This is a genomic window from Holophagales bacterium (assembly GCA_016719485.1).
Classification (GTDB): domain Bacteria; phylum Acidobacteriota; class Thermoanaerobaculia; order UBA5066; family UBA5066; genus UBA5066.
In genome coordinates, this window is the sequence record JADJZB010000029.1 from 57,024 (window position 1) to 74,135 (window position 17,112).

General features: G+C 69.7%; 15 protein-coding genes. 11 read left to right on the top strand and 4 right to left on the bottom strand.

All coding sequences use genetic code 11. The features are described 5' to 3' along the window. Positions 1-153 precede the first annotated feature (153 nt). From IPN03_20425 to IPN03_20470, 10 genes are all read left to right on the top strand, one after another. Entirely contained in the window at positions 154-525 is a 372-nt protein-coding gene (locus tag IPN03_20425) for a BlaI/MecI/CopY family transcriptional regulator (protein ID MBK9376015.1), read from the top strand. After that, positions 522-1,817, top strand: a complete 1,296-nt coding sequence (locus IPN03_20430; protein MBK9376016.1) for a M56 family metallopeptidase — start codon at positions 522-524, stop codon at positions 1,815-1,817. The genes IPN03_20425 and IPN03_20430 overlap by 4 nt, the downstream gene beginning before the upstream one ends. 207 nt (positions 1,818-2,024) lie before the next feature. Next, positions 2,025-2,495: an SUF system Fe-S cluster assembly regulator gene (locus IPN03_20435; protein ID MBK9376017.1), complete on the top strand. Its 471-nt coding sequence runs from the start codon at positions 2,025-2,027 to the stop codon at positions 2,493-2,495. After that, a complete protein-coding gene (gene sufB, locus IPN03_20440; protein MBK9376018.1) occupies positions 2,492-3,937 on the top strand; it encodes a Fe-S cluster assembly protein SufB in 1,446 nt (481 codons plus the stop codon). The genes IPN03_20435 and sufB overlap by 4 nt, the downstream gene beginning before the upstream one ends. A 14-nt stretch (positions 3,938-3,951) precedes the next feature. Beyond that, positions 3,952-4,728 carry a Fe-S cluster assembly ATPase SufC gene (gene sufC, locus IPN03_20445; GenBank protein MBK9376019.1) on the top strand — a complete coding sequence of 259 codons (777 nt, stop codon included), beginning with the start codon at positions 3,952-3,954 and terminating at the stop codon, positions 4,726-4,728. Then, on the top strand, positions 4,725-6,110 hold the full coding sequence (gene sufD / locus IPN03_20450) for a Fe-S cluster assembly protein SufD (protein MBK9376020.1): 1,386 nt from the start codon (positions 4,725-4,727) through the stop codon (positions 6,108-6,110). Before sufC ends, sufD begins: the two co-directional genes overlap by 4 nt. Beyond that, positions 6,107-7,357 (top strand): cysteine desulfurase, encoded by a 1,251-nt coding sequence (locus IPN03_20455; GenBank protein MBK9376021.1) that lies wholly within the window; start codon positions 6,107-6,109, stop codon positions 7,355-7,357. Before sufD ends, IPN03_20455 begins: the two co-directional genes overlap by 4 nt. Continuing rightward, entirely contained in the window at positions 7,354-7,806 is a 453-nt protein-coding gene (locus IPN03_20460) for an SUF system NifU family Fe-S cluster assembly protein (GenBank protein MBK9376022.1), read from the top strand. Before IPN03_20455 ends, IPN03_20460 begins: the two co-directional genes overlap by 4 nt. A gap of 4 nt (positions 7,807-7,810) precedes the next feature. Then, a complete protein-coding gene (locus IPN03_20465) occupies positions 7,811-8,152 on the top strand; it encodes a DUF59 domain-containing protein (GenBank protein MBK9376023.1) in 342 nt (113 codons plus the stop codon). A 96-nt stretch (positions 8,153-8,248) separates the two neighbouring features. Continuing rightward, the gene (locus tag IPN03_20470; protein ID MBK9376024.1) at positions 8,249-9,919 is read left to right on the top strand and encodes a tetratricopeptide repeat protein; all 1,671 of its coding nucleotides are present in this window, start codon (positions 8,249-8,251) and stop codon (positions 9,917-9,919) included. A gap of 44 nt (positions 9,920-9,963) precedes the next feature. Here IPN03_20470 and IPN03_20475 read toward each other — a convergent pair whose 3' ends face one another. The 3 genes from IPN03_20475 to IPN03_20485 all read right to left on the bottom strand — a co-directional run bounded on the left by IPN03_20475 (position 9,964) and on the right by IPN03_20485 (position 14,042). Continuing rightward, positions 9,964-11,427 (bottom strand): insulinase family protein, encoded by a 1,464-nt coding sequence (locus IPN03_20475; GenBank protein MBK9376025.1) that lies wholly within the window; start codon positions 11,425-11,427, stop codon positions 9,964-9,966. After that, a complete protein-coding gene (locus IPN03_20480; protein MBK9376026.1) occupies positions 11,424-12,806 on the bottom strand; it encodes an insulinase family protein in 1,383 nt (460 codons plus the stop codon). The genes IPN03_20475 and IPN03_20480 overlap by 4 nt, the downstream gene beginning before the upstream one ends. Before the next feature lie 78 nt (positions 12,807-12,884). Beyond that, complete coding sequence (locus tag IPN03_20485; protein ID MBK9376027.1) at positions 12,885-14,042, bottom strand: threonine synthase; 1,158 nt, start codon at positions 14,040-14,042, stop codon at positions 12,885-12,887. A gap of 50 nt (positions 14,043-14,092) precedes the next feature. Between IPN03_20485 and IPN03_20490 the strand changes: the two genes are divergently transcribed. Continuing rightward, positions 14,093-14,635, top strand: a complete 543-nt coding sequence (locus IPN03_20490; protein ID MBK9376028.1) for a redoxin domain-containing protein — start codon at positions 14,093-14,095, stop codon at positions 14,633-14,635. A 49-nt stretch (positions 14,636-14,684) separates the two neighbouring features. Here IPN03_20490 and IPN03_20495 read toward each other — a convergent pair whose 3' ends face one another. Beyond that, entirely contained in the window at positions 14,685-17,108 is a 2,424-nt protein-coding gene (locus IPN03_20495) for a prolyl oligopeptidase family serine peptidase (protein MBK9376029.1), read from the bottom strand. Positions 17,109-17,112: the final 4 nt, after the last annotated feature.

The window sequence follows — 17,112 nt, forward strand, 5'->3', positions numbered from 1 at the left end:
CATGGCCTCTGGATACGAGGTCGCGGTCGCGATGTTTCGATCCGGTCACGACCCGGGCCCGACCGGGAGCGGCGCCCGGAGATTCCCTGCACCGAATCCCCGCGTCCGGGCCGCACCCTTGACATCCGAAGAACGTAGTACTAAGTTTATAGTATGAAGAAGCCGGGGCCCCTCACCGAGGTCGAGCTGGAGATCATGCACGTCGTCTGGGAGCTCGGCGACGCGACGGTCAAACAGGTCCACGACGTCCTGTCGGCCCGCCGCCCCGTCGCCTACACGACGGTCATGACGATGCTCGGCCTCCTCGCGAAGAAAGGCCACCTCAAGCGGGAGGAGTCGGGGAAGGCCTTCGTCTACCGGCCGGCCCACCCGAAGGGACGCGTCGTCTCGAAGATGCTCGACGACTTCGTCGCCCGCGTCTTCCACGGCTCTGCGCGGCCGCTCGTCCTTGCCCTCCTGAAGGACAGGAGGATCTCGAAGCGCGACCTCGAAGAGATCTCGAAGCTCGCGGAGGCGGACGAATGACACCCCTCCTCGCCGACCTCGCCTCCTGGTGGCTGCAGGCCGGGCTCCTGCTCGGGGCGGGCCTCGTGCTGCCATTCGCCGTCCGGCTGCGCGACCCCGGTGTCCGGCTCCGGCTCGGCCAGCTCCTCCTCGCGACGGCGATCCTCCTGCCCCTTCTCCAGCCGGTCCCCGCTTCGGAGACGGACGGGGCCACCGGGCCCGGGCAGGCCTTCTCGCTCGCCATCCTCGTCACGGGCGAGCCGACGGCCACCGCGATCTCCGTCGAGACGGCGGTCCTCGCCCTTCTCGTCGCGGGCGCCGCGCTGCGCCTCGCGTGGCTCGGCATCGGGCTTCGCAGGCTCGGGGCCCTTCGCCGCCGCTCCCGTCCGATCGCCTCCCTCCCGCGGCCCGTCGCCTCTGCGATGGCGCGGATCGGTACGACGGCGGAGATTCTCGTCTCGCCGGACATCGCATCTCCCGTGGCTCTCGGCTGGCGGCGTCCCGCAATCCTCCTTCCGGAGAGCTTCGCCCTGCTCGAAGAGGCCGAGCAGGAAGCCGTGGCGTGTCACGAGCTCCTCCACGTGAAGCGGCGGGACTCGTGGGCTCTCCTCCTCGAAGAGGGCGCCCGGGCGCTCCTCTGGGCGCAACCCGCCGCCTGGGCGGTCCTCTCCGGCATCGCGCTCTCGCGCGAGCAGGCCGTCGATCACGCTGCGGTCGCATCGACGGGGAATCGGCGGGCCTACCTGCGGGCCCTCGCTGTCCTGGCCCGCCTGAGCCAGGAGTCCCCCGCGGCCGCGCTCCCCTTCCACACGCGGAGCCACCTCGTCCGAAGGGTGGCCCACCTGGCAAAGGAGGTCCCGATGTCACGAACTCGTATTTCGTTCGCGACGGCCGTCTCCGCGGTATCTCTCCTCCTCGTCGGTGCAGCGGGAGCTACGGCCTTCCCGTTCGGCGGCGATTCCCAGCCTCCGGACGCCAAGGCGACCCCGGCCAAGGGAATCAGCGTCGCGGCCGACGACGGCGAGGTCCTGAAAGTCGGAGGAGACGTGAAGGAGCCGGTCGAGCTCACCCGCGTCCAGCCGACCTACCCCGAGGAAGCGCGGAAGAACAAGGTCCAGGGCAAGGTCATCCTCATGGCCGTCATCAGCGAGAAGGGAAGCGTCACGAAGGTCGAGGCGGTCGAGTCCCCCGACCCGATGCTGACCGACGCGGCCATCGAGGCCGTGAAGACGTGGACCTACAAGCCGGCGACGAAGCACGGGAAGCCGGTGAAGGTCCTGCTCACCATCACCGTCGCCTTCAAGCTCGCGTAGCCGGGACAGTCCGAACCGGTCCTCGCGCCCCGGCGCCCTGAGGCGCCGGGGCGTTTCACCCTTCGCGGCCCCGTTCGGCCCGGTTTCCGCCCCCTGCTCCCTGCCTTCCGCTCCCTTGACACCCCCACGATCCGGAAATACAGTACTGTCGTAGTCCTAATTGAATCGCCGTCTCGATTAGGACGGGGGCGGGAAGACGAAACAGCCATGATCCGGATGAACAAGCTCACCGACTACGGGGTCGTTCTCCTCACGACCTTCGCCCGCGAGCCAGCGCAGGGAATCAGCGCACGAGAGCTCTCGGCGCGGACGGGAATCCCCCAGCCGACGGTCGTCAAGCTCCTGAAGACCCTTCTGAAGGCGGGCCTTCTCGTCTCCCAGCGCGGCACCAAGGGGGGCTACGCACTCGCGAAGCTCCCCGAAGAGGTCCCCGTGTCGGCCGTCATCGAGGCGCTCGAGGGGCCGCTCGCCATCACCGAGTGCAGCATGCCGGGGGCGTGCGAGCACGAGGGCCGCTGCGTGGCCAGGCCGAACTGGGCCGCGGTGAACGACGTCATCCAGCAGGCGCTCTCGAAGCTGACGCTGGCCGAGATGACGCGACCCGTTCCGCCCAAGGCGCCCTGCCCCACTCCGCTTCTCCCTTCGATCGACCCGCTGCCCAGGAGCACCGCACCATGAGCTCGAACGAAGTCCTCTCCGAGCTGACGAACCAGGAGTACAGGCACGGGTTCGTCACCGACGTCGAGTCCGAGGTCTTCCGGCCCGGCCTCGACGAGGAGATCGTCGCCGCCATCTCCGCCAAGAAGAAGGAGCCGCAGTGGCTCCTCGACTGGCGCCTGAAGGCCTACCGGCACTGGCTCGGGATGACCGAGCCGAAGTGGGCGAAGGTCTCCTACCCGCCCATCGACTACCAGGCGATCCGCTACTTCGCCGCGCCGAAGTCGACGAAAGACGGCCCGCAGAGCCTCGCGGACGTCGACCCCGAGCTCCTCCGGACGTACGAAAAGCTCGGCGTCCCGCTCGAGGAGCGGGCGATCCTGGCGGGCGTCGCCGTCGACGCCGTCTTCGACAGCGTGTCGGTCGCGACGACGTTCCGCGAGAGCCTCGCGAAGGTCGGGGTCATCTTCTGCTCCTTCTCCGAGGCGGTGCACGAGCACCCCGACCTCGTGAAGAAGTACCTCGGGAGCGTCGTTCCCTACACCGACAACTTCTTCGCGACGCTCAACTCGGCGGTCTTCTCCGACGGCTCCTTCTGCTTCGTGCCGAAGGGCGTCCGATGCCCGATGGAGCTCTCCACCTACTTCCGGATCAACCAGCCCGACACGGGGCAGTTCGAGCGGACGCTCATCGTCGCCGAGGAAGGGGCCTCGGTCTCCTACCTCGAGGGGTGCACCGCCCCGAAGCGCGACACGAACCAGCTCCACGCCGCCGTCGTCGAGCTCGTCGCCCTCGACGACGCGAAGATCAAGTACTCCACCGTCCAGAACTGGTACCCGGGCGACAAGGACGGCAAGGGGGGCATCTACAACTTCGTGACCAAGCGCGGCAAGTGCGCCGGCAAGAGGTCGAAGATCTCCTGGACGCAGGTGGAGACCGGCTCGTCCATCACCTGGAAGTACCCGAGCTGCATCCTCCTCGGAGACGACTCCGTCGGCGAGTTCTACTCGGTCGCCCTCGCGAACAACTACCAGCAGGCCGACACCGGCACGAAGATGATCCACATCGGGAAGAACACCCGGTCGACGATCGTCTCGAAGGGGATCTCCGCCGGCCACGGCCAGAACACCTACCGCGGTGGCGTGTCGATCGCGAAGTCCGCGATCGGCGCCCGCAACTACTCCCAGTGCGACTCGCTCCTCCTCGGAGACAAGTGCGGGGCGCACACCTTCCCCTACCTCGACGTGAAGACCTCGACCGCGCAGATCGAGCACGAGGCGTCGACGTCGAAGATCGGGGAGGACCAGCTCTTCTACTGCCGCCAGCGGGGCCTGACGAGCGAGGACGCCGTGTCGCTCATCGTCAACGGCTTTGCCCGGAGAGTCATCAGGGAGCTCCCGATGGAGTTCGCCGTAGAGGCGACGAAGCTCCTCGGCGTGAGCCTCGAAGGAAGCGTGGGTTGAACGTGACGACGACGATTCTCGAGATTCAGAACCTCAAGGCCCGCATCGCCGAGGACGGCACCGAGATCCTCAAGGGGGTCGACCTGACCGTGAACGCGGGCGAGGTGCACGCCATCATGGGCCCCAACGGCTCGGGCAAGAGCACCCTCGCCCACGTCCTCTCCGGCCGCGAAGGCTACGAGGTGACCGAGGGCACCGTCCTCTACAAGGGCAAGGACCTCCTCTCGATGCCGCCGGAGGAGAGGGCGCGCGAGGGCGTCTTCCTCTCTTTCCAGTACCCGGTCGAGATCCCGGGCGTGGCGAACACCTACTTCCTCCGGATGGCGCTGAACGCCGTGAGGAAGCACCGCGGTCTTCCCGAGGTCGACGCGATGGACTTCCTCGCGCTCGTCGAGGAGAAGGCCGCGCTCGTCGAGATGGAGGACGCGCTTCTCTCGCGGAACGTGAACGAGGGGTTCTCGGGCGGCGAGAAGAAGAGGAACGAGATCTTCCAGATGGCGGTCCTCGACCCGACGCTCGCGATCCTCGACGAGACCGACTCGGGCCTCGACATCGACGCCCTGCGCGTCATCGCCTCGGGCGTGAACTCCCTGCGCTCCCCCGACCGGGCGATGGTCCTCATCACGCACTACCAGCGGCTCCTCAACTACATCACCCCCGACGTCATCCACGTCCTCTCCGGCGGCCGGATCGTCCGCTCGGGCGACAAGTCGCTCGCTCTCCTCCTCGAGGAGAAGGGCTACGGCTGGCTGGAGGAAGAGGCCACGATCGGGGCAGGGACGGCGTCTTGAGCGCCTCGGCCCCCGCGGCCGCCCCGGCAACGGCCCTCTCGGAAGGGACCGCCAGCGCCCTGGAGCGCGCCCGCGCCTTCGGCGCGCGTGAGGCGGCGACGAGCCCGCTGTTCGTCCAGAACCTGAGGCGCGCCGGCGCGGAGGCTTTCGCGAAGCTCGGTCTCCCCCGCCCTTCCGACGAGGAGTGGCGCTACACCAGCGTCGCAGCGCTCGCCCGCCAGCTCCCGGCGATGGCCGACACGGGCCCAGCGCCCGCCGGCAAGACTTCCAGCGCCCGTTCCGCCCTCGCGTCCCTCGGACCGATCGGCGTCGCCGGGCGATCGCAGCCCCAGCTCGTCTTCGTGAACGGCCGCCTCGACGCGGAGCTCTCGCGCTTCGACGGCCTCCCGGCGGGCGTTCGCTTCGACGCCCTCTCGCGCCTCTTCGCCGCCCCGCCCGACCTCCTGGAGAAGCGCCTCGGCCTTCTTCGCGGACACCTGACGCACCCCTTCGTCGCGATGAACGCGGCGTTCCTCCTCGACGGCGCCTTCGTGCACGTCCCCGACGGCGTCGTCCTCGCCGAGCCTCTCCTCGTCGTCCACGTCGCCGACGGGAGCGCGGGTCCGGTGGCGTCGCACCCCCGCGTCGTCCTCTCGCTCGGGGAGAACGCGCAGGCGCGGGTCGTGGAGGCGTACTGCGGAATCGGCAGCGGGTTCGTGAACCCCGTGACCGAGATCGTCCTCGGGGCGCACGCCCACCTCGACCACACGACGCTCCAGGAGGAGTCCCTCGAGACGGACCACGTCGGGACGACCGAGGCCCACCTCGGCCCGGGCGCGCAGCTCTTCAGCCATGTCCTGTCGGTCGGCGGCCGGCTCGTGAGGAACGAACTCACCGTCCGGCTCCACGGCGACGGCGCCGGCGCGACGCTCGACGGGCTCTTCCTGGCGCGCGGCGAGCAGCACGTCGACAACCACACGCTCGTCGACCACGCCCGGCCGCACTGCGGGAGCCAGCAGTACTACAAGGGGATCCTCGACGGGAGCGCGCGGGGCGCTTTCGACGGAAAGGTGATCGTCCGCCCCGCGGGCGCCTTCACCGACGCCCACCAGAAGAACCGCAACCTCCTCCTCTCCGACACGGCCCGCATCGACGCCAAGCCGCAGCTGGAGATCTACAACAACGACGTCAAGTGCACGCACGGCTCGGCGACGGGACGGCTCGACGCCGACGCCGTCTTCTACCTCCGCTCGCGCGCCCTCTCCGAGAGCCAGGCCCGGAGCGTCCTGACGCTCGCGTTCGCCAGCGAGATCGTCGACCGCGTCCCGGTCGAACCCGTGAAAGCGCACCTCACCCACCGCGTCCTCGGCTGGCTCGCCGGGAGCGTTCCGGAGCCCCGATGAAGACGACCGCCGCTCCGGCCGAAACGGCCCTCGACGTCACAGCAGTGCGACGCGATTTCCCTCTTCTCGCGCGCGAAGCGAACGGGCACCCGCTCGTCTACCTCGACAGCGCCAACACGACGCAGAAGCCCGAGGCCGTGATCCGCGCCTCCGACCGCTTCTACCGCGAGCAGAACGCGAACATCCACCGCTCCACCTACCGCCTCTCCGAGGAGGCGACGGCGGCCTACGAGGGCGCCCGCGAAACCGTGCGCCGGTTCGTGAACGCCCGCTCGACGCGCGAGATCGTCTTCACGCGCGGGACGACCGAGTCGATCAACCTCCTCGCGACGAGCTTCGGCCAGGCGTACGTGAAGGCGGGCGACGAGATCCTCATCACCGGGATGGAGCACCACTCGGGCATCGTTCCCTGGCAGCTCCTCTGCGAGCGGACAGGGGCGAAGCTGCGCGTCATTCCGCTCGACGACCGCGGCGACCTGATCCTGGACGACCTCGGCCGGCTCCTGACGGAGCGGACGAAGCTCGTCGGCGTCGTCCACGTCTCCAACGCCCTCGGCACGATCAACCCGGTGAGGGCGCTCATCGGCTATGCCCACGGAAAGGGCGTCCCGGTCCTTCTCGACGGGGCCCAGTCGATCCCGCACCTGGGCGTCGACGTCCAGGCGCTCGACTGCGACTTCCTCGCCTTCTCCGGTCACAAGGTCTACGGGCCGACCGGCATCGGCGTCCTCTACGGCAAGGAGTCGTGGCTCTCGAAGATGCCTCCGTACCAGGGGGGCGGCGACATGATCGCCTCCGTCTCGTTCGTGAAGACGACGTACGCCGAGCTCCCGGCGAAGTTCGAGGCGGGGACGGGCAACCTCGCGGGCGCCGTGGCGCTCGGGGCCGCGCTCGACTACGTGACGGCCCTCGGGCTGCCGCGTATCGCAGCCCACGAGAAGGATCTCCTCTCCTACGCCACCGCGCGCCTCTCCGAGGTCCCCGGTCTCCGGATCATCGGCACCGCCCGGGAGAAGGCGAGCGTCGTCTCGTTCGTCCTCGGAGACATTCACCCGCACGACGTCGGGACGATCCTCGACCAGGAGGGGATCTGCATCCGGACCGGCCACCACTGCGCGCAGCCGGTGATGACCCGCTACGACCTCCCCGCCACGGCGCGCGCCTCGTTCGGCCTCTACAACACGCGCGAGGAGGTCGACGCGCTCGCGGCCGGCCTCCGGAAGGTCCTCGAGGTATTCGGCGCATGACGGCCCTGACGGACCTCTACCAGGAGGTCATCCTCGACCACAACAGGACTCCCCGGAACTTCCGGGCGCTGGAGGGCGCGACCCATTCCGGCATCGGCCACAACCCCCTCTGCGGCGACCAGTTGACGCTCTACGTCGTCGTCGACGGCGGCGTCATCCGCGAGATCGGCTTCCAGGGGAAGGGCTGCGCCATCTCGAAGGCGTCGGCCTCGCTCATGACCGAAGCCGTGAAGGGAAAGACGACCGAAGAGGCCGAGGCGCTCTTCACGCGTTTCCACGACCTCCTCACCGGGCCGCCCGACGAGAAGGCCGACGCGAAGAGCTTCGGCAAGCTCGCCGTCTTCTCCGGAGTCCGCGAATTCCCCGTCCGCGTCAAGTGCGCGACGCTCGCCTGGCACACGCTCCACTCGGCACTCGCCGGGGGCGGCGCCGCGGCCTCTACGGAGTAACGTCATGTCCGTCGCGATGCCCGAACCCGTCCCGGCCGCTCCCGGTCCCGATCTCGAGCAGAAGGTCATCGGGACGCTGAAGAAGATCTACGACCCCGAGATTCCGGTCAACATCCACGACCTCGGCCTCATCTACTCGGTCAACGTCGGAGGCGGCGGCTCGGTCCAGGTGACGATGACGCTCACCGCCCCGGCCTGCCCTGTCGCCGGGACACTCCCGGGCGAGGTGGAGAGGGCCGTAAAGTCCGTCGACGGCGTCACCGAAGCAAAGGTCGAGCTCGTCTGGGACCCGCCCTGGAACCCCGGGATGATGTCGAAGATGGCCCGGGTGATGCTGGGGATGTAGCCCCGGACCTCGCCGTTTCACCTCGCGAGTCTGGTGGACGGAACACGCCCGTCCCGGGTCCCTGTGACGGGTGCCCGACCTGCTACCCTTCGATCCGTGGCCAGGAGACGCGTCGAGAAGCCGCTGGAATCCACGACCACCTCTCACGCGCTCTCGAGAGTGCTTCTCGTCCTCCTGGCGCTCGTCGCGTTCGCCAACGGCCTCCCGAACGCGTTCACGTACGACGATCTCGACATCGTGCGCGACAACCCGCGCCTCGGGGACCCAGCCCAGGTCTCGCAGCTCGTGACCGTCGGCTACTGGGGCGAGACGTCCGACGTCTACCGCCCCGTCGTCCTGCTCTCCTTTGCCGTCCAGGGGTGGGTCCACGGTCTCTCCGCCCCGCTCCTGCGCGGGGTGAACGTCGTCCTGCACGGCCTCGTCGTCCTCCTGCTGTTCGAGTGGCTTCTCTCCCTCGGGATGGACAGGCGGCTGTGCATCGTGGCGTCGGCGCTGTTCGCCGTGATGCCGATTCACGTCGAGGCCGTGACAAGCATCGTCGGACGGGCCGAGCTCATGGCGGCTGCCCTGTCCCTGTTATCGGCGCTGGCGTACCTTCGGGCCGCCCGCGTGGCCGAGAGGCGAGGGACATGGGCCACGCTCGCCGTCGGGGCGTTCGGCCTGGCGCTCTTTGCCAAGGAGAGCGCGGCCGCCTTGCCCGGGGTGATCATTCTCGCGGAGCTCTTCTGGCCTGCGACCCCCACGGGCGCGCCCCGCGAACGGTGGAAGAGAATCGTCGTCGTCGCCGCTGCCGGCGTCGCCGTCCTGGCGGTGGCCCTCTGGATTCGGCACCTCGTGCTGGGGGGCGCTCTCCGTTCCCCGACGGCCCTCCCCACCGAGCTGACGAATCCACTCTCCTCTCTGCCGCCGGGGCTGCGGATACTGAACGCTTCGAACTACCTCTGGCTCTATGCGGCGAAATGCGTGGTGCCTTTTCGGCTGTCAGCGGACTACTCGGCGTGGGCGCTCCGGCCGATTCGGGCTCTGGCGGACCCGGTCGTCTGGATCGGCAGCATCGGCTGGCTGGCCGTTCTCGTGGCCGCCCTGCGCTGGCGGCGGACCTTCCCTCAGATTGGTCTTGGTCTCCTCTTCTTCCCGGTCGCTTTCCTCCCGACGTCGAACCTCGTCTTCCCCATCGGGACGGTGTTCGCCGAGAGGCTCGCCTACTTCCCATCTGCCGGAATCGCTGTGCTGGCAGGATTCGTCCTCTTGCTCGCGGGCAGGCACGTGTTCCGGACGACCGAGCCCGGACCGAGGGGCCTCTTCTTGCCGGCCCTCCTCGTCGCCCTGCTGATCCCGATGACCATGCGCCGAAACCGGGACTGGCGCGACGACCGGTCGCTCTACCAGGCGATCGTCAGGGAGCAGCCGGGAGCGGCCCGAGGCCGTTACCTGCTCGGCTTCGACGCCTACCGAAGAGGCGACCTGCCCGCGGCCGAGCTCGAGCTCAGGGCAGCCGTCGCGATCCACCGCCCTTTTCCCAACGCGTGGAACGTCCTCGGCGACGTCCTCTGGCGGCAAAGGAAGTTCGCGGAGGCTCTCGCCGCCCAGGAGACGGCGGTAGCCCTCGCTCCCCGCCGGCCGGACTCCCTGTACTACCTCGCCCTCTGGAACGCGCAGCTCGGTCGGGAAGACCAGGCCAGGTCTCTACTCCGGCGCGGCATCGCGCTCTTCCCGGCGGATGAGTCCTTCCGCAGGGGCCTGCAGGAGCTCGATTCCCCCCGCTGAGCGCATGGGGCTTCCCTTCGACCGTCGCGAGGAAGGCGGTCCCGTCACTGGGTCTTCGGCGCCGGGCCCATCACCTCTTCCACGGTCAGGACGCGGACAGGCCCGAGCTTCAGCGCCTCGAGCGGCTTCCGGATGGTGGCGAGGTCGCCGACGACGACGAACGCCATCTTCGCGGTGTCCACGTGCTCCCGGGCGGCTTTCCGGAGCGCCTCCGGCGTGACGGCGAGAGTCTTCTGCACGTAGGTCGCGAGATAGTCGTCCGGGAGGGACTGGAGCGTCTGGTTCGCGAGCTCGCCGGCGAGCTGGTCGGTCGTCTCCAGGTCCTGCGGCAGGCGGAGAGCCATGTACGTCCGGGCTCGCTCGACCTCCTGCAGTGCGGCCGGCGTCCGGATCCGCTCCAGCTCCTTCAGGAACTCGGTCATCGCCTCGCCCGTGACCTTCGTCTGAACGTCGGCGCCCGCCCTGAATTGCCCGCCCGAGATGCGGTAGTCGAAGGAGGACGAGGCGCCGTAGGTGTAGCCGCGCTTCTCACGGAGGTTGTCGTTGAGGCGGGAGGTGAAAGAGCCGCCGAGGAGCGTATTCATCACCTCCACCGGGAAGTAGTCGACAGAGCGGCGGTCGGGGCCGACCCGCCCGATCCGGATCACCGACTGCGCGGCCCCGGGCTTGTCGACGAGCCATACGACCCGGTCCTTCAGCTGCGCCGGCGGCGGAAGCGGCTTCGGCGCGCTGCCGCCCGCCGGCCACACGGAGGCTCCGAAGGCCTTCTCGAGCAGGGGCGTGAGAGTTGCCGGGACGACGTCGCCCGTGACGACGAGGAAGGCGTTTCCGGGGCGATAGTGATCGGCGTGGAAGGCCTTCAGGGCGTCCGTCGTGAAGGACGCGATCGAGGGCGCGTCACCGTTCACCGGCTTGCCGTACCGGTGGGTCGGCCCGAAGACCGCCGCGGCGAGAGCCCTGCTTCCGATCGCGCCGGGCTCGGCCCGCGCCTGGAGGAGCCGGGAGAGCGCCTCCTTGCGCAAGCGGTCGAGCTCCTTCGCGGAGAAGTCAGGCCTGATCACGACATCGGCCATGAGGGAGAGCGCCGGCGCGAGCCGCGCCACCGGGACCTTCAGGCTGACGACCGTGGCGTCCCACGAGGTCCAGGTGTCGAGCTCGGCGCCGAGGAAGGTCACGGCGTCGTCCAGCGCGAGGGCGTCCTTCCCGCCGGCTCCCTCGTCGAGCATCGCCGCCGTCATCGCGGCCAGCCCCTCCTTTCCGGCAGGGTCCGTCGCGGCCCCGCCTCTCACGACGAGGAAGACGGTGGCGACCGGGACGCCGTGGGACTCGACGAGCTTCACGCCGAGCCCGTTTCCGAGGGCGAACCTCTGGACGGCAGGCAGCGTGAGAGGACGGACCGGTCCGGGCGCCGGCGGCTGGCTCCGGTCGGCGCCAGGCTCCGCCGCCGAGAGCGGACCGAACGCCACGAGTGCCGCGGCGGCGAGGGTGAGATGCAGGGAGCGCTTCACTTCGACACCTCCGGGGTCCGGATCGCGGCGAGGTCCTTCCTCCCCGACGGGACGACCGAGAGGACGATGCGGCCCGGACCAAGGAAGCGGAAGGCCGCGGCCCTCACGTCGGCCGGAGCGAGGGACCGGTAGCGGGCCAGGTCCCCCTCGAAGAAGCCGGGGTTCCCGGTTCCCGCCCAGTAGGCGTTCAGCTGGTCGGCCTTCCCTCCGAAGCCCCCGATGCTCTCCAGGCGGGCGTACGTCGTGGCCTCGAGCTGGTTTCTGAACCGCTCGACCTCCCGCGGCGAGGGAGGCTCGGCGCCGAGGCGCGCGAGCTCCTCGTCGACGATCGCCAGGATCTTCTCGAGCGACTGCCCGGCGCGCGCGGTGACGACGACGTTGAAGGTGGAGCCGAGGGCGGCGGACTCCTGGTAGGCCTGGACGTCCTGTGCGATCTGAAGCTCGTAGACGAGCCTGCGGTAGAGGCGCGAGTTCTTGCCGGTGGCGAGGACCCCGGCGGCGGCGTCCAGGGCGGCGTCGGCTGGCGCGTAGACCGGGGGCGTCGGCCAGACGAGGTAGAGGCGCGGGAGCTCCACCGCGTCCTCCAGGAGGAGGCGCTTCTCCCCCGCGAGGACGACCGGCCGGGGCGCGAGGGGCTCGACCGGCTCGCTCCTCGGAACTTTCCCGAACCACTTCTCCACGAGCTTCCTCGCGGTTGCCACGTCGACGTCGCCCGCGATGACGACGCTCGTGTTGGCCGGGCCGTACCACTTTCGGAAGAAGTCGGCGACGTCCTCGTGCGACGCGGCCGAGAGGTCTTCCTGGGACCCGATCACGGGCCAGTGGTAAGGGTGGTCCGGCGGGTAGAGCGCCTTGAGGATCTCGATCGACGCCATGCCGTAGGGGCGGTTCTCGTACGACTGCCGCCTCTCGTTCTTCACGACGTCACGCTGCTGGTCGACCCTCTCGGGGGACATCGTGTCGAGCAGCCAGCCCATCCGGTCCGACTCGAGGAAGAGGGCCGTCTCGAGGGCGTTCGACGGCAGGTTCTCCCAGTAGTTCGTACGGTCGGTCGTGGTCGAGCCGTTGTTGTCGCCTCCCACCGCCTCGAGCCACTGGTCGAAGGCGCCCTGCGGCACGTTCTTCGAGCCATTGAACATCAGGTGTTCGAAGAGATGTGCGAAGCCGGTCCGGCCGGGGACCTCGCGGGCGGAGCCGACGTGGTACCAGGTGTTGACCGAGACCATCGGGAGCCGGTGGTCCTCGTGAACGATCACGGTCAACCCGTTCGGGAGCCGGAACATCTCGTAGGGCACGTCGAGCCGGCCGGCCGCGCGCGCACCGGGTCCGGGGACGAACGTGGCCAGGACGATCAGGGTGAAAAGGCGAAGGAGTCGCATGGTTCCTCCGGCTGCCGAGTCTACCGGGAGACGAGGAACCGCCTGCGGCACCGGGATCAGGTGATCGGGCCCGCCCTCCTACTCGACGTACTTGTATCCCGTTCCCGTGTCGAAGACGACGACCCTCTCGCCGCGGTCGAGCTTCCCCGCCGCGAGGAGCTTCTCCACGGCGATCCAGGCGGCGCCCCCCTCGGGCGCGGCGAAGAGCCCTTCGCTGGCGGCCATCTCGAGGACGCCCCGGCGCATCTCGTCGTCCGTCACCGTCACCGCCTCACCCTTCGACTCGCGGAGGATCTTCAGGATGAGGTAGTCGGCGTACGCCTTCGGGACCCGCAGGCCGCTCGCGTACGTGTGCGCGTCGGGGAAGCGGATGGAGACCGGCGCACCCGCGTCGAAAGCCCTCGGGATCGGCGCGCACCCTTCGGCCTGGACGACGACCATCCGCGGCCGCGCGGGGCCGACCCAGCCGAGACGCTCCATCTCCTCCCACGCCTTCCACATCCCGATGAGGCCCGTGCCGCCGCCGGTGGGATAGATGACCACGTCGGGGAGCGTCCACCCGAGCTGCTCGGCGAGCTCGTACCCCATCGTCTTCTTCCCCTCGACGCGGTACGGCTCCTTCAGCGTCGAGACGTCGAACCACCCCTCGGCGTCCTTCCGCCCTGCGACGATCCGTCCGCAGTCGTCGATGAGGCCGTCGACGAGCGTCACGTAGGCGCCGTACGCCTCGCACTCGATCCGGAAGACTTTCGGCGTATCGCGCGGCATGAAGACGTGGCAAGCCAGGCCCGCCTTCGCCGCATACGCGGCCGCCGCGCCCCCGGCGTTCCCGGCCGTCGGCAGGGCGATGGCCCGCGCCCCGAGCGCCTTCGCCATCGTGACCGCCGCGCCCAGTCCGCGCGCCTTGAACGACCCGGTCGGGTTGCCGGCCTCCTCCTTGACCCAGACGTCGGGCATCCCGAGGCGGGCCCCGAGCCTCGGTGCGTGAAGGAGGGGCGTCCCCCCTTCACCGAGCGTGACGATCTCTTCCGCGCTCCTGGCCGGCATCAGCTCGTGCCACCGCCAGATCGTCCGGTCCCGCCCGGCGACGTCCTCCCGGGAGAGAGACGGGAGCTCGTACCCGGCGAAGAGGGAGCCGCCACAGCCGGACGCGGCGCAGACGTTGAGCAGGCGCGTCGGCTCGTACGTCGACGCGCACTTCGTGCAGGAGAGGTGCGTCAGGAACGAATAGCGCATGGCGGAACGCTAGCACCAGACGGTAGGATTCCACCCACAGGAGGCCACCCATGCGTCACGTCCTCGCGCTCGCCGCCGCCGGGCTCCTCGCCGCCGCCCCGGCCTTCTCCGGCGATGCACCGAAGCCCCTCGCGGCCGGGGACCCGGCGCCCGCCTTCTCGCTCCCGGGCTCGGACGGAAAGGCCCACGGCCTGGCCGACCACGCCGGGAAGAGGGTCGTCGTCGTGGCCTGGTTCCCGAAGGCGTTCACCGGCGGGTGAACGGCGGAGTGCAAGTCGCTCCGTGAGAGCGGCAACGAGATCCGTGCCTTCGACGTGGCCTACTTCGCCGCGAGCGTCGACCCGGTCGACCTCCTGAAGGACTTCGCGAAGTCGCTCGACGCCGACTACCCGATCCTCGCCGACGCCGACGGCTCGGTCGCCCGGGCGTACGGCGTCGTGACGGCCGACCGCGCACGCCCGTTCCGATGGACGTTCTACGTCGGGAAGGACGGAAAGCTCCTCCACGTCGACCGCGAGGTGAAGGCCGCAACAGCCGGCCCCGACATCGCGAAGAGGCTGGAGGAGCTGGGTGTCGCGAAGAAGTCTCCCTGACCCGCAGCACGGGCAGGGTCACCCTGACGGGTGACCCTGCCCGTCATCGTCAGGGCTTCTTTCCCTTCACCCACGTCTCGAGCCAGGTGCCCGTCTCCCAGAGCATGTGGAGGATGTTCTCCCGCGCCGCGTAGCCGTGGCTCTCGTACGGGAGGAGGACCAGCCGCGACCGGCCCCCCAGCCCCTGGATCGCCTCGAAGAGGCGCTCGCTCTGGAGCGTGAAGGTCCCCGGGTTGTTGTCCGCCTCGCCGTGGATCATCAGGAGCGGCTCGTTGATGCGGTCGGCGTAGTCGAACGGCGAGACCCGCGCGTAGACGTCGCGCGCCTGCCAGTAGGTCCGCTCCTCGGCCTGGAAGCCGAACGGCGTGAGGGAGCGGTTGTACGCCCCGGAGCGCGCGATCCCCGCGGCGAAGAGGTCGGAGTGCGCGAGGAGGTTCGCGGTCATGAACGCGCCGTAGGAGTGCCCGGTGGCCGCGCACCGCTTCGGGTCGACGATCCCCTCCGCGTCGAGCGCGTCGATCGCCGCCTTCGCGTTCGCGACGAGCTGCTCGACGAAGGTGTCGTTCGGCTCCTTCGCCCCCTCGCCGACGATCGGGAACTGCGCGTTCTCGAGCACGGCATACCCGAGCAGCGTCCAGAACACCGGCGAAGCCCAGGACGGACGGACGAAGGCGTGCGGCGACGAGTCGACCATCCCCGCGGCCGACTTGTCCTTGTACTCGGTCGGGTACGCCTCGAGGAGGAGCGGCAGGCGGCCGTCCCGGGCCGGGTCGTAGCCCGGGGGGAGATGGAGGTCGCCCGCGAGGTCGACGCCGTCGGCCCGCTTGTACTTCACCTTGCGCGTCTTCACCGCCTCGAGCGCGCCATAGGGATTTCCGAACGCCGTGACCGGACGCGGCGCGACGCGGGCTTTCACGTTCCGGACCTGGTAGTTCGGGAACTGCTTCGAGCCCTCGACGCGCGTCAGGAGGACGCCGCGCTCGGCGTCGAGGACGCGGACGATCCGCTCGTAGGTCGAAGCCCCGTCCGCGCGCCAGAGGCGCGTCGTCTTCCCGGTGGCGAGCTCGTACGCGTCGAGGAACGGGCGGTTCCCTTCCGGTCCATATCCCTCGCCCGAGAGCCAGAGGTGCTTGCCGTCCCGGCTGCGCCTCAGCACGTCGCGGCCTCGCGTGTCCGGGACCGTCACGAAATCGCCCGGCTGCGCATAGAGGTTCTCGGTCGACAGGTCGAACAGCACCTTCGGCTCGGCGTCGCCGGCGGAGGCGTTCGCCAGGTAGGTCTTCTGGTTGCGGTCCTTCCAACGGAAGTCCGAGAGGATCGCGATGCCGCCCTCTCCCCAGGTGACCTCCTGGAAGCGGTTCCGGGTCTTGGCGAACGGCTTCGGGCTCGCGTCGAAGGGCGCGTCCAGAAGGAACAGCCGGTCGCGGAACGGAACGGTGTTCGCGGGGTCCCCGCCGTCCTCGGCCTCGGCGAAGAACACCGTCGCGGGCACGTCGTCGCGCCAGGCGAAGCCCCGGCGACCCGCCTCGGTCGCGTCGAACGCGACCGGGATCGCGTCCTGCACCGGCTTCTCGACGAGCGTCGCGACACTCTTCCCGGCGGCATCGAGGACCTCGGTGCGGTAGGCGAACCGGGAAACCGGGAACCGGTACGAGAACGGCGGGCGGATCGTCGTCACGAGGATCCAGCTCCCGTCGGGGGACGGCCTCACCGCGCGACGGATCGCGGGCGGCAGGACGGGTGTGCTCGTCCCGTCGAGCGCGAAGCGGCGGACCTCGGTCGTCGCATAGAAGGCGAACGCGCGCTCGTCGGCCTCGCTCTTCAGGAGATCCTGGTACGTCCGCGCGGGCGCCTTGCGGCCGGTCGCCTCCTTGACGACGGGGCCGACCGGCAGGACCGCGGGCGCGACGAACGGCTCGAGGGTCGGGCGGACGTGAACGAGGAGGCCCGACTCGTCCGGGAGCCACTGGTACGGGAAGTCGAGGACCGCCGAGACGCTCGGCGGCGTGACCCGCCTTGCCCGTCCCGCCGCGAGGTCCACCGTCCAGAGCGAGAGCCCGTCCGGGTCGCACTGCACGAACGAGAAGTACGTCCCCTTCGGCGAGAAGCGCGTCCACTGGATCTTCGGCGCCGGCGGCAGTCCCTCGACCACATACCGCCTGCCGGACGCGATCTCCTGGACGGAGAGGCCGGTCGTCACGTTGAGCCGCGCGCGGTTGTGGCTCTTCGGGTTGATGCGCAGACCCGCGAGCTTCAGCTCCGGTTCGGAGAGCTCCTCCAGCGACTTGTAGCCCGGCAGGTCGAGGAGAACGAGGCGGTTGCCCGCCGGGTCCACCAGCACCGCCGGCGGCAGCGGCGCGTCGACGAGACGCCGGATCTCCTCCGGCGGCGTGCGGAAGACGACGTTCTCCTGGGCCGTGGCGGGGAGAATGGCGGCGGCGAGGAGGAACAGTACGGAGCAGCGTCGCAGCATGGCG